Source organism: Methylobacterium sp. J-026 (assembly GCF_022829585.1).
Classification (GTDB): Bacteria; Pseudomonadota; Alphaproteobacteria; order Rhizobiales; family Beijerinckiaceae; genus Methylobacterium.
Genome location: NZ_JAKSYC010000058.1, coordinates 20,264 through 32,704 on the forward strand (window position 1 = coordinate 20,264; position 12,441 = coordinate 32,704).

The 12,441-nt window shown below is 73.1% G+C and carries 12 protein-coding genes; 5 read left to right on the forward strand and 7 right to left on the reverse strand.

Features of this window, described 5'->3' with window-relative positions:
* Window positions 1-60 precede the first annotated feature (60 nt).
* The gene (locus MKK69_RS04455; protein WP_243966237.1) at window positions 61-975 is read right to left on the reverse strand and encodes an NAD(P)-dependent oxidoreductase; all 915 of its coding nucleotides are present in this window, start codon (window positions 973-975) and stop codon (window positions 61-63) included.
* A 107-nt stretch (window positions 976-1,082) separates the two neighbouring features.
* On the reverse strand, window positions 1,083-2,078 hold the full coding sequence (gene cbiB, locus MKK69_RS04460; protein ID WP_243966240.1) for an adenosylcobinamide-phosphate synthase CbiB: 996 nt from the start codon (window positions 2,076-2,078) through the stop codon (window positions 1,083-1,085).
* Here cbiB and cobD point away from each other — a divergent pair.
* The gene (gene cobD / locus MKK69_RS04465) at window positions 2,070-3,089 is read left to right on the forward strand and encodes a threonine-phosphate decarboxylase CobD (RefSeq protein WP_243966242.1); all 1,020 of its coding nucleotides are present in this window, start codon (window positions 2,070-2,072) and stop codon (window positions 3,087-3,089) included. The genes cbiB and cobD overlap by 9 nt on opposite strands.
* Here cobD and MKK69_RS04470 read toward each other — a convergent pair.
* On the reverse strand, window positions 3,082-4,245 hold the full coding sequence (locus MKK69_RS04470; protein ID WP_243966244.1) for an MFS transporter: 1,164 nt from the start codon (window positions 4,243-4,245) through the stop codon (window positions 3,082-3,084). The two genes, cobD and MKK69_RS04470, sit on opposite strands and share 8 nt — an antisense overlap.
* Before the next feature lie 344 nt (window positions 4,246-4,589).
* Between MKK69_RS04470 and MKK69_RS04475 the strand changes: the two genes are divergently transcribed.
* From MKK69_RS04475 to MKK69_RS04485, 3 genes are all read left to right on the forward strand, one after another.
* A complete protein-coding gene (locus MKK69_RS04475) occupies window positions 4,590-4,781 on the forward strand; it encodes a hypothetical protein (protein ID WP_192709409.1) in 192 nt (63 codons plus the stop codon).
* A gap of 257 nt (window positions 4,782-5,038) precedes the next feature.
* The gene (locus tag MKK69_RS04480; protein ID WP_243966265.1) at window positions 5,039-6,448 is read left to right on the forward strand and encodes a malonyl-CoA decarboxylase; all 1,410 of its coding nucleotides are present in this window, start codon (window positions 5,039-5,041) and stop codon (window positions 6,446-6,448) included.
* 121 nt (window positions 6,449-6,569) lie between these two features.
* Window positions 6,570-8,087, forward strand: coding sequence for a malonate--CoA ligase (locus tag MKK69_RS04485; protein WP_243966267.1), 1,518 nt, complete (start codon window positions 6,570-6,572; stop codon window positions 8,085-8,087).
* Between the two features lie 126 nt (window positions 8,088-8,213).
* On the opposite strand, the gene MKK69_RS04490 is transcribed toward MKK69_RS04485, so the two are convergent.
* From MKK69_RS04490 to MKK69_RS04505, 4 genes are all read right to left on the reverse strand, one after another.
* Window positions 8,214-9,044 (reverse strand): hypothetical protein, encoded by an 831-nt coding sequence (locus MKK69_RS04490; protein WP_243966269.1) that lies wholly within the window; start codon window positions 9,042-9,044, stop codon window positions 8,214-8,216.
* Between the two features lie 111 nt (window positions 9,045-9,155).
* Window positions 9,156-9,527, reverse strand: a complete 372-nt coding sequence (locus tag MKK69_RS04495) for a DUF3618 domain-containing protein (protein WP_243966271.1) — start codon at window positions 9,525-9,527, stop codon at window positions 9,156-9,158.
* A 5-nt stretch (window positions 9,528-9,532) separates the two neighbouring features.
* Complete coding sequence (locus tag MKK69_RS04500) at window positions 9,533-9,946, reverse strand: phage holin family protein (RefSeq protein ID WP_243966272.1); 414 nt, start codon at window positions 9,944-9,946, stop codon at window positions 9,533-9,535.
* Window positions 9,947-9,950: 4 nt separating this feature from the next.
* A complete protein-coding gene (locus MKK69_RS04505; RefSeq protein WP_243966274.1) occupies window positions 9,951-10,484 on the reverse strand; it encodes a hypothetical protein in 534 nt (177 codons plus the stop codon).
* Between the two features lie 469 nt (window positions 10,485-10,953).
* On the opposite strand from MKK69_RS04505, the gene MKK69_RS04510 reads away from it, so the two are divergent.
* Window positions 10,954-12,375 (forward strand): trehalose-6-phosphate synthase, encoded by a 1,422-nt coding sequence (locus MKK69_RS04510; RefSeq protein ID WP_243966276.1) that lies wholly within the window; start codon window positions 10,954-10,956, stop codon window positions 12,373-12,375.
* Window positions 12,376-12,441: the final 66 nt, after the last annotated feature.

The window sequence follows — 12,441 nt, forward strand, 5'->3', positions numbered from 1 at the left end:
CTTGAGAGAGTTGGGCATAAGCCCGCTGGGATCCTTCGATCCCAGCGCGGATCACCGGCGTCAGCCGGCGGCGATCCGCCGGCAATGGTCGAGGGCGGCACCGATCAGGTTGTCGCTGGCCTCCGGCGTCCGGAAGGCCGAATGCGCCGAGAGGGTGACGTTGGGCAGGCCGGCCAGCGGGTGATCGGCCGGCAGCGGCTCGACCGCGAACACGTCGAGCCCGGCCTGCGCGATCGGCCCGGCGCGCAGGGCCGCGACCAGGGCGGCCTCGTCGACCACCGCGCCCCGGGCGGTGTTGATCAGGATGGCGCCGGGCTTCATCGCGGCGAGGCGCGCGGCCGAGAGGAAGCCGTGGGTCTCGTCGGTGAGGAGCAGGTGGAGCGAGACCACGTCGCTCTCGGCGAGCAGCCGGTCCAGCGCGACGAAGGCGACCCCCGGATGGGTTTTCGGGGTCCGGTTCCAGGCGAGCACCCGCAGGCCGACGCCCAGGCACAGCCGCGCCATCTCGGCCCCGATCCCGCCGAACCCGACGAGGCCCACCGTCTTGCCGGTGAGCTGCATCCCCTCGGTGCGGAGCCAGGATCCGGCACGCATGCCCCGGTCCATGGCGGCGATCCCCCGGGCGGCGGCCCACATCAGCGCGAAGGCGCATTCGGCGACCGCCGTGTCGCCGTAGCCCTTGATGGTGTGGACCGTCACGCCGAGCTCGGCCTGGAGCGCCTCCGGGTCCATGTAGCTGCGCGCGCCGGTCCCGAGGAAGACGACGTGCTTCAGCCCCGTGCAGGCGCGGGCCACGGCCAGGGGGAGGGCGGTGTGGTCGATCACCGCGACCGCGGCCCCCGCCAGGATCCCCGGCAGGTCCTCCGGGCCGATGGCGGGCTCCGCGTGGATCGCGAAGGGCGGGTCGTCCGGCCGCAGGAGGCGCCGGGCCACCGCCGCCAGGGTCTCGTTGGCATCCACGAACACCGCGCGCATCGGCATCTCCCTGTTCCGTCCCCACGATGCGTCCGGTGCGCGGGCGGTGCAAAGCCCCTGCCGCGCCAAGTCGCCTCGCGCCGAGTCGCGCGCGCAGAGGGTCCGGATCAGGCCGTCAGGGCAAGGCCGATGCCGAGAAGCCCCAGCACGAGACCGCCCTGGAGCCAGCAGGCCGTTCGGTACAGCGCCAGCGCCCGGGCGATGTCGTCCGGCGTGGCCTCGGCCCGGCCGTCGCCCATATGGGCGTCGGGGACGAGGGCGCCGTCGTAGACCCGCGGTCCCGCGAGCCGCAGGCCGAGGGCGCCGGCCATCGCCGCCTCCGGCCAACCGGCATTCGGCGAGCGGTGGCGGCTGGCGTCGCGGGCCATGGCCCGGAGCGCGCCGCGGGCGTCGGCGCCGCGCAGGGCGGCCGCCCCGGCGATCAGCAGGCCGGCGAGTCGCGCCGCCGGCAGGTTCACCAGATCGTCGAGCCGGGCCGCCGCCCAGCCGAAGGCGGCATAGCGCGGAGTCCGGTGGCCGATCATGCTGTCGGCGGTGTTGATTGCCTTGTAGAGCGCGCCGCCGGGGAGGCCGAGGCCGCCGATCCAGACGGCGGGCGCGACGATCCCGTCGGAGAAGTTCTCCGACAGGCTCTCGATGGCGGCGCGGCACACGGCCGGCGCGTCGAGCCGTTCGGGGTCGCGCCCGACGATCATCGCCACCGCGCGGCGCCCGGCCTCCAGGCCGCCGGCGCGCAGGGCCCGTTCCACCGCGGCGACGTGGTCGTGCAGGCTGCGCTGCGCGGGCAGGCTGGCGCAGATCAGGCCGAGGAGCAGCCAGGCGGGGAGGGGGCCGGCGAGGCCCGCCAAAGCCGTGAGGCCGAGCACCGGCAGCCCCACCGCGGCGAGCAGGAGCGCCAGGGCGAGGCAGCCCGCGGCCCGGCGCCGCCGGGCGCCGCCGCGGTTGAGGCCGCGCTCCAGGGCGGCGATCAGCCGGCCGATCCAGGTGACAGGGTGGCCGACCGCCCTGTAGAGCGCGTCCGGATAGCCGGCCGCCGCCTCGATCCCGAGGGCGAGGGCGAGGATGGCGAGCGTGTCGGCAAACGTACCGGGCAGATGGACCATTCGGAGTGGAACGTTCTCGCGCGTGAGCCCGCCCCGATCGCCCATGGCGGCGATCTCGGCGCGCTGCGGCTGGCCTTTCCCGACGCGCCGGAACCGTGGCTCGACCTCTCGACGGGGATCAACCCGGTCCCCTATCCCGTGCCGCCGGTGGAGGCCAGCGCCTGGACGCGGCTGCCCGAAGCCGCCGAGGTCCAGGCCCTCCGGGAGGCCGCCGCCGCTTCCTACGGCGCCCCCGGCGCCGGTCACGTCGTGGCCGCCCCCGGCACCCAGATCCTGATCGAGACCCTGCCCCGGCTCCTGGCCCCGACCCGGGTCGCGGTCCTCGGGCCCACCTATGCCGAGCATGCCGCCGCCTGGGCCCGGGCCGGGCACGCGGTGGCGGAGATCTCCGGCCCCGAAGCGGTCGGCGATGCCCGGGTCGTTGTGATCGTCGATCCCAACAATCCGGACGGGCGGACCCATCCGCTGGCGGCGCGCCGCGCCCTGGCCGCGGCGCTCGGCGCCCGCGGCGGCCTGCTGGTGGCCGACGAGGCCTTCGCGGATCTCGAGCCGGTGGAGAGCCTGTGCCCGCATGCGGCGCCGGGCCTCGTGGTGCTGCGCTCCTTCGGCAAGACCTACGGGCTCGCGGGCCTGCGCCTGGGATTCGCCGTCGCCGATCCCGGGACGGCGGAGCGGATCGCCGGGGCGCTCGGCCCCTGGGCGGTGTCCGGGCCGGCCCTGGCGATCGGAACGGCCGCCCTGTCGGATACGGCGTGGCGCGCCGAGGCCGCGCAGGCCCGGGCGGCGGATGCGGGCCGCCTCGACCGGATGATCGCCCGGGGCGGCGGAACCGTCGTCGGCGGCACGCGCCTGTTCCGGACCGCGGCGTTTCCCGACGGGCCGGACCTCTACCGGCGGCTCGCAGCGGCGGGGATCGCGGTGCGGCGCTTCGCCGAGCGCCCGGAGCGCCTCCGCTTCGGCCTGCCGGCCGGGAAGGCGGCGTGGTGCCGGCTGTCGCGGGTGCTCAAGTAGAGCGCCCCCCGGGCGGATGCGGATCGCGGGCCGCCACCAGCACGGCCAGCGCCGAGAAGGCGAACCCGACCGCGCAGACCCCCGCCCAGCCGACCAGCAGGAAGGCCTGCGAGCCGACATAGGCGCCGAGCGCCCCGAACACGAACAGGGTCGTGAACAGCACGGTGTTGATCCGCCCCCGCGCCCCTGGGACCAGGGCGTAGGCCCGGGTCTGGTTGGCGATAAGCGCGCCGTTGATGCCGATGTCGATGAGCAGGACGCCGAGCGCCACTGCGACGAGCGACCACGTGCCCGCCCAGAGCACCACGAAGGACAGGGCGACCAGGAGGCTGCCGCCGAGCACCACGGGCTTGGCCCCCCGCCGGTCGGTGAAGCGGCCCGACAGGGGTGCCACGAAGGCCCCGCAGACGCCGATCACCCCGAACAGCCCCGCCCCGGCGGCCGAGAGCCCGAAGGGCGGCCCCTCCACCAGCAGCGCCAGGGTCGCCCAGAAGGCGTTGAAGGCGGCAAACAGCAGCGCCTGCGACAGGCTCGCCGTGCGCAGCACCGGCTGGGTCCGGGCGAGGTCGAGGATCGACAGCATCAGGGCGCGGTAGCGCAGGGGATGGGTCTGCACCGTCTGGGGCAGGGTCGCCCGGGCGATGCCCGCCATGACCAACGCCAGCAGGGCCGCGACCAGGAAGACCGGCCGCCAGCCGAGATGCGCCCCCAGGAACCCGCTCGCCGTGCGGGCGAGCAGGATGCCGGTGAGCAGCCCGGTCATCACCTGGCCGACGACCCGCCCGCGGCTCGCATCCGGCGCGAGCTCGGCCGCGAACGGCACCGCCTGCTGGGCGGCGCAGGCGAACACGCCGACGACGAGATGGGCGAGGGCGAGGCTCGCGAGGTTGGGCGCCAGCCCCACCGCGAGGAGCGCCAGGGCGAGGCCGAGGCACTGCCACACGATCAGCGCGCGCCGCGGCAGCGCGTCGCCGAGGGGCACGAGCCCGACGATGCCGAGCCCGTAACCCACGAGCGCCGTGGTCGGCACCCAGAGGGCGGCGCGGTCGCCGAACTCGGCCACGATCAGTCCGAGCAGCGGCTGGTTGTAGTAGATGTTGGCCACTGCCCCACCGGCGATCAGCGTTAGGCCGAGACGGGCTTTCGCGTCGAGCATCGGCGTCACGGCTGGGTCGAGGGCAGGCAGGTACGCCGCCGCGGAAGGGCCATGGTCGGGTCCGGGTCTCGGGGAGGGCATTCGATCCGTCAGCGATACGGGCCCGGCGCGCCGGCCGGCAAGCTGCGGCGATGCATCCCTGCCGGCACGCCCCGCGCCCCTTCACGGCCGCCGCCGTCGCACCATATGCGATCGACAGGGCCGGCGCCGGTGGCGCACGATCGGGTGCCGCACAACACGAAGGCCGGGCGTCGAGCCGATCACGGTTCCGCACCGGACGACGAACGAGAGGGCGGTTCGTTCCGTGCGACCGCAGCAGGAACCGCCGCAACAGGGAGTACGGGATGCCGAACTACCGCGTCGACTTCGCCAAGGAAATCCTCGGAGTGCCGTTCACGATCGGCTCCGTCGAGATCACCCGGGCCCGCGATCCCGAACGCGCCCGCCGCGCGGCCGAACTCCGCTTCGCCCGCCAGCACGGCGTCGGCGACTGGCGCGAGCGGGCCGACCTCGCCACCGTGGCCGAGCGGCTCTGATTCGCCCGGCCCCGGTCCGTCGCACGACCTTCGTGCCGGACCGGCACGCTCGATCTTCGCACCCGGCGGACGCTCAAGCTCTGGTCGCGGCGCCCGCACCGCCGTAGAATGGCCGGCAGGATCGGGATGCCGATCCGGCCTCCCCGGCGGGGGCCGGCGGCACGCGTATCCGGGTGCGCCCGCGTCCGAACGGCGAATCGGCGCCGGGGAGCGGGACGCGCTTCGAGTCCGGGCCGACGGGAGCCAGTACGAGGGTCATGGCGGCGATCTCCTTCTTCGGCGACCTGCTTCAGACCATCAGCGAGCGCGGCCGCGACCTGATCGGCATCGGGCGCGGCGACCTGGCGTCCCGGGCGAGCGCGGGCGACCTCGTCAAGCTGTGCGAGGATCTGATCTCCCGGCGGGGCGAGGCCTCGGGGGTGGCGCTGGCCCGCCTGATCCTCGACCGCTACGCGAGCTTCGGCCAGGCGGAGCGCCACGCCTTCCTCCGGGCCATCGCCCTCGACTTCGACGCGGACCATGCCGCCGTGGACGCGGCGATCGCCGCCTACCGGGCCGCCCCGACCCGGGCGCGGCTCGGCAGCCTGCACGACGCGGCCGAGCCGCGCAGCCAGGAGTTGATCCGCCGCCTCAACCTCGCCCGGGGCGGCACGCTGAGCCTCGTGCGGATGCGCGAGGACCTGTTCGACCTGCGCCGGACGCTCCGCTCCGGCGAGGATTCGGATCCCGACCTGCTGGACGCGGTCGACAGCCTGGATTGCGATTTCGAGCACCTGTTCGCCTCGTGGTTCAACCGCGGTTTCCTGGTGCTGCGCCACGTCGACTGGACCACGCCGGCGCATATCCTGGAGAAGATCATCCGCTACGAGGCGGTGCACGCCATCTCCGGCTGGGACGACCTGCGCGCCCGGATCGAGCCGCCGGACCGGCGCTGCTTCGCGTTCTTCCACCCGGCGCTGGCCGACGAGCCGCTGATCTTCGTGGAGGTGGCGCTCACCGACCAGATCGTGCCGGCCATCGCGCCGATCCTGTCGCGGGAGCGCAAGCCGCTGCAGCCGCAGGCGGCCAACACGGCGGTGTTTTACTCGATCTCGAACTGCCAGAAGGGCCTGGCCGGCGTCACCTTCGGCAATTTCCTGATCAAGCAGGTGGTCGAGGATCTCACCCGCGAGGTCCCGACGCTCAAGACCTTCGTGACGCTGTCGCCGGTGCCGGGCTTTTCCGCGTGGCTCGCCCGGGAGCGCCGGGCCGACAGCCCGCAGGGTCTCCTGCCCGAGGATGTCGAGACCCTGCGGGCGCTGGACGATCCGGACTGGCCCGCCGACAAGACCCGGGCCGAGGCGGTGCGCAAGGCGCTGATCCCGGCGGCGGCGGCCTATTTCCTGCGCGCCAAGAACGAGCGCGGGCGCCCCCTCGACCCGGTGGCCCGGTTCCACCTCGGCAACGGCGCGCGTCTCGACCGGATCAACTTCCTCGGCGACACCTCGCAGAAGGGCCTGTCCCAGGCCCACGGCCTGATGGTGAACTATCTCTACGACCTCGCCGCCATCGAGCGGAACCACGAGACCTACGCCAATCTCGGCACGGTGGTGGCCTCCCCGGCGGTGAGCCGGGAGCTGCGCGCCAAGCTGCCGCCCCCGCGCGCCGTGGTGCTGGCCGAGGCGTGAGCCGGGGGGCGCCTTCTGTCATCGCGGCAGCGGCTCGCCGCCTGAAAGGGCTCGCCGGGAGGCCCCTGAGGCGGCTATGGGTGCGGGCGACACGAAGGCCCGCGACAATTCAAGCCGCCCGATGACCAACCACCTCTTCTCCCTGATCCGGGACGGCGTACCCGATCCTGCCAAGCCGGTGATCGAGACGCCGGAGGGCCGCCGATACACCTACGCGGACCTGATCGCCCGCGCCGGCGCCTATGCGGCGGCCTTGCGGGCGGCGGGCGTCGCGCCGGGCGACCGGGTGGCCGTGCAGGTCGAGAAGAGCCCGGAGGTCATTTTTCTCTACCTGGGTGTGGTCCGGGCCGGCGCCGTGTTCCTGCCGCTCAACACCGCCTACACCCCGGCCGAGATCGGCTACTTCCTGGGCGACGCGGAGCCGGCCGTGTTCGTCTGCGACCCCGGCCGGCGCGACGCGCTCGCCGAGGCGGCGTCCGGTGTCCGCCAGGTCTGGACCCTCGACGCCGCGGGCGGCGGCAGCGCCGCCGAGGCGGCGGACCGGGCCGGGGCGGCGGGCCGCGACTTCGCCGACGTGCCCCGGGGCCCGGAGGATCTCGCGGCGATCCTCTACACCTCCGGCACGACCGGGCGCTCTAAGGGCGCCATGCTGACCCACGACAACCTCGCGTCGAACGCCCGGACGCTGGTGGAGTCCTGGCGCTTCACCGCCGACGACGTGCTGATCCATGCCCTGCCGGTGTTCCACACCCACGGCCTGTTCGTGGCGACCAACACGGTGCTGGCGAGCGGCGGCGCGATGCTGTTCCTGCCCCGGCTCGACCCGAAGCTGATGCTGACTTTGATGCCCCGGGCCACCGTCCTGATGGGCGTGCCGACCTTCTACACGCGCCTCCTAAAGGAGCCGAGCCTCACGCCCGAGGCCGCCGCGGGCATGCGCCTGTTCGTGTCGGGCTCGGCGCCGCTGCTCGCCGAGACCCACCGGGAGTGGCAGGCCCGCACCGGCCACGCCATCCTCGAGCGCTACGGCATGACCGAGACCAACATGAGCACCTCGAACCCCTACGCGGGCGACCGGGTCGCCGGCACGGTCGGGTTTCCGCTGCCGGGCGTGTCCCTGCGGGTGGTCGATTCGGAGGGCGGCGCGGCGCTGGGCCCCGACGCGGTCGGGATGATCGAGGTGAAGGGCCCGAACGTGTTCCAGGGCTACTGGCGGATGCCCGAGAAGACCGCCGCCGAGTTCCGGGCCGACGGGTTCTTCATCACCGGCGATCTCGGCAAGGTCGATCCACGGGGCTACGTCCACATCGTCGGGCGCGGCAAGGACCTGATCATCTCGGGGGGCTTCAACGTCTACCCGAAGGAGGTCGAGACCGAGATCGATGCCCTGCCCGGCGTGGTCGAATCCGCGGTGATCGGTTTAGGCCATCCCGATTTCGGCGAGGCGGTCACCGCCGTGGTGGTGAGCGGCCCGGGATGCCCGGACGAGGCCGGGGTGCAGGCTGCCCTGGAGGGCCGGCTCGCCCGCTTCAAATGCCCCAAGCGCGTCCTGTTCGTGGACGAGTTGCCGCGCAATACCATGGGCAAGGTTCAGAAGAACCTGCTCCGGGAGGCGTATGCGGGGCTGTATCGGGACTAATTGAAGCTCCCGGTTCGGTCCCCGGAGCGAAAGAATACCTCTGCCATCTTCGCGAGCGCAGTGACCCAGGGTCACTGCGCTCCGCGCGTGATAACGGTGCGGGTACGGCTTGCGCCGTAACCCGGTTCAGAGGTTGTGCTGCGTCCGCTCGCCCTCCGGCGGCGTGTGGTCGTCCGGATCGGTCACCTTGCGGGCGGCGGCGTTGAGATTGTCCGGGTCGAGGGCGGTCTGGACGAACTCGCGGCCGATACTGGTCACCTCGCGGGCGTAGCGCAGGCCCTGGTCGCGCACTTCGTCGGCCCAGGGACCGATGCTCCGGTCCTCCTGGCGGGTGCGCGGCAGCAGCGCACCGAGCAGCAGGCCGGCCGCGACGCCGACCACCCCGACGAGGAGCGGGTTGTCGTCCACGAACCGTTCCACGGCGGTACGGCCGCGCTGGAGGCCGTCGATCCCCTGGCTGGTCAGGTCGTCGAGCGCCCGCAGGTTGCGCCTGTGGAGCGCGCCCGCCCGCTCGCGCACGTCGTCGTAGGCCGCCGAGGCGCGTTCGCGGGCCTGATCGGCGGCGCCGCCCAGACGGCCGTTGAGGTCGTCGGCGAGGTCCGACACGGTCCGGCCCGCCTGCCCCGCGAGGTCGGCGGCCCTATCGCCCGCCGCCTGGACACCTTCTTTCACCGTGGCGGACGCCGCGTCCGCGTGCGCGGACGTCGTGGAGCCGCCGCTCGCATAGCCGCCACTCGAGAGCGGCGCGGCGCCATGCGGCATCGGATCGTGCAGGCCGCGCGGGTCGGGCCGGAGGGTGAAGTCACCCGCCGCCGTGCCGGGCGCTCCGGGATCGCCGAGGCCGGCCGGATCCGGGCGGAGGCTCCTGTCGCTGGGCCCGTGCGGCATGCCCGCCTCGGCGGCGATCTGCTCGGGGGTGCGGGAGGGGGTGGCGGGGGTGCCCGGCTTGTCGGTCATGGCGCTGTCCTCGGATGTCCTCTCGGCGGCGCGCGGTTGTCCGCGGGCGGCGCCGTTCGTTCCGGCCGCTCGGCCGGCCTCGGGTCGTTGGTGTCCGGTCCTGCCGGGGTGTCAGATCTCGGTCTTGTCCAGGGGATCGCGCGCCGGGCGCGCGGTCGGGAGATCGGGGTCGTAGCCGCGCGCCGTGCCGGTGTTCAGGGCGGCCACGCGTTCGGCCGAGACCTCCGTCCGCCGGCGCTGGGCGTCGCGCGCCATCCGGTTGACCAGCAGGCCCACGCCGGCCGCGATCAGCAGCACCGGCACGGGGTTGCGCCGCACCGCGTCCAGCGCGCTGTCGTAGGTGCTGTTCAGGGCCGGCACGCGCCGGGCATTGCCCAGCATCTCGTCCACGAGGTTCGGCACCGAGAGCCGGCCCTGGATGCGGTCGATCGTGTCGTCGAGCCGGGCGCGGCTCTCCTCGATCTCCTTCTCGAGGTCGTTCATCGTACTCATCCGGACACGCGCTCCGACAGGGCCTGGGCATCCTGGCGGACCTGACGCGTCGTGCGCGTCGGGGCCAGGGTCGAGAGGGAGAGGACGCTGCGCGCCCACAGGGCCATGCCGAGGGCGAGGGCCAGCAGCACGCCGCCGACGATCAGGGCGGAGAGCCACTCCGATCCGACGATGGTGGCGAGCCACTTCACGAAGGCCCCGATCAGGACCAGCAGGGCGACCACGGCGAACACCGCCGAGCCGACCATGCAGGCGAGGCCGACGATGAGCTGGCGGACGTTGCCGGCCATCTCGGCCCGGAACAGGGCGATCTCCTTGCGGGCGAGCTCGTTGGTCTCGCGCAGGGCATCGCCGATCAGGCTCTGGATGCTGGAGGCGCCGGTCTGGCGCGGATCTGGACCCTGGGCCATGGCGTCAGGCCCGGAAGCTGTCGCGGGCGTCGCCGTCCGACGCCTCCGGCGGCAGGCTCGACGACTTGATGAAGCGGGCGGCGATCAGGCCGGCCACGAAGGTGCCCACCGCCACCGCCACCGGCGCCCGCCGGGCGAAGGATTCGGCCTCGCTGTAGAAATCGCCGAGGCTGCGCCGTTCGATCTGCGAGCCGAGCTGCTCCAGCCCGTCGGCGGCGCTGTCGAAGAAGGCGCGCACGTTCGGCTTGTCGCCGAGGTCGCGGCCGGAATTGCGGATCGTCTGCGCCAGATCGTGGACCGACTGCGCCGCGTCGCTCTTGCGCTGCTCGACATAGGTCTGCGCCTGGACCCGGGCCGCGTCCAGGAGACCGCGCCCGCGCTCGGCCGCCACGTCGGCCAGCCCCTCGACGTCACCCTGCAGGGCACGCCACTGGGCGCGCTCCGGGGTCGCCCCGTGGGGTGCCTCCTGGGACGGCTCGTGGGGCGGATCCTTCAGCGGATCCTTGGGCGCGTTCTGCGGGAACTCAGTGCCGGCCATCTCGAAAACACTCCTCGCGACGCGGGGACGCCGCCGCTCGCGGCGACCGCGGCCCCCGCGATGGCTGAGTAACCGACTGGGCTGTGACCGGTTCCGGTGCCACGTGCAGGCCGGACCGATGCCCGTTCCGGACGCGACTCGCGGCGCCGCTCAGTCCGCGTTCAGGCACGGTCTGGCAGAACCGCCACGCTTCGACAACGGGGACCCGAGGGGCCGTCACCGCCGCGCATGCGGTCGGCCCGGCGGGAAAGGCCTCGACGGGAACGACATGGTGCCAGGACGGAGCGGCCGCCCTGTCCCGGAACGGCACGGGCTCGACTTGACCCGCGCCCGGCTTCACGCTTGGGTTGCCTCAAGACCACCAAAGGATCGCGCAGGCCCCCCGCGCGTTCTGACCATCACGAAGTCTCGATGCAGGCGCGGCAAGGCCCTTGACTTGACCCGCGCCCCTGATCCGGAGCCGACCCGCGTGGCACGCCTTGTGATCGTATCGAACCGCGTCGCCGTCCCGGAGGAGGGCGGCAAGGCGGTCGCGGCGGGGGGCCTGGCGGTCGCCGTCAAGGAGGCGTTCACCGCCTACGAGGGCCTGTGGTTCGGCTGGAGCGGCACGATCGCGGAGGAGCCCTCCGAGGAACCGACCCTGATCGACCGGGGCCGCGTCCAGTACGCCGTGGTCGACCTCTCGCCGCAGGACCACCTGGAATATTACGCCGGCTTCGCGAATCGCGCCCTATGGCCGATCATGCATTACCGGCTGGGGCTGGGCGCCTTCTCGCGCTCGGACTATGCCGGCTATTGCCGCGTGAACCGCACCTTCGCCCGGGCGCTGGCCAAGCTGGTCGAGCCCGACGACATCATCTGGGTCCACGATTACCATCTGCTGCCGCTGGCCGCCGAGCTGCGCGGCCTCGGGCTCGACAACCCGATCGGCTATTTCCACCACATCCCCTGGCCCGCCGCCGACGTGTTCAATTCGCTGCCGGCGAGCACCGAATTGCTGCGCGCCATCGTCGACTACGACCTGATCGGCCTGCAGACCGAGGCGGACGTGCAGAACCTGCAGCGCAACCTCGTCGACACCCAGCGGGCGATCCCGCTCGGCGGCGGCTCGCTGATGGTCGACGGGCGCCGGACCCGGATCCGCGCCTTCCCGATCGGCATCGACGTCGCGGGCTTCAAGGACGCCGCCGAGAAGGCGGGGTCCAACAAGGTGGTGCGCGAGACCATGGCGGGCCTGCGCACCCGCAAGCTGCTGATCGGCGTCGACCGGCTCGACTATTCCAAGGGCGTGCCGGAGCGGATGGAGGCGGTGGAGAGCTTCTTCGCCTCCAATCCCGACCAGCGCGGCAACGTCACCTACATCCAGATCACGCCGAAATCCCGCAGCGAGGTACCGGAATACGAGCAGCTCGCCCGGGATGTGAACGAGAAGGTCGGCGAGATCAACGGCGCGCTCGGCGACCCGGCCTGGACGCCGATCCAGTACATCACCAAGGCCTATCCGCGGCCGGTGCTGGCCGGGCTCTACCGGGCGGCCCGGGTCGGGCTGGTGACGCCCATGCGCGACGGCATGAACCTCGTGGCCAAGGAATACGTGGTCGCCCAGGCCGAGGACGATCCCGGCGTGCTGGTCCTGTCGAAATTCGCCGGCGCCGCCCGGCAATTGCCCGAGGCGCTTCTGGTCAACCCCTACGACCGGTTCGAGGTGGCGGAGGCGATCCGCGCGGCGCTCTACATGCCCAAGGCGGACCGGCTGGCGCGCTGGAAGCCGATGGTCGAGCGGATGACCCGCGAGGACGTCGATTGGTGGGCGCGCAACTTCCTGGCGGAACTCGAGAATTTCCGCACGGTCGAGCGCGAGCCGCCCACCGCCGCGGCGGCCGCCGAGTAGCCGGCGGTGGAACCTTCACTGTCCCGGGTTTTCAGAGGGATCATCCCATTGGCGGGCTCTCGGGGC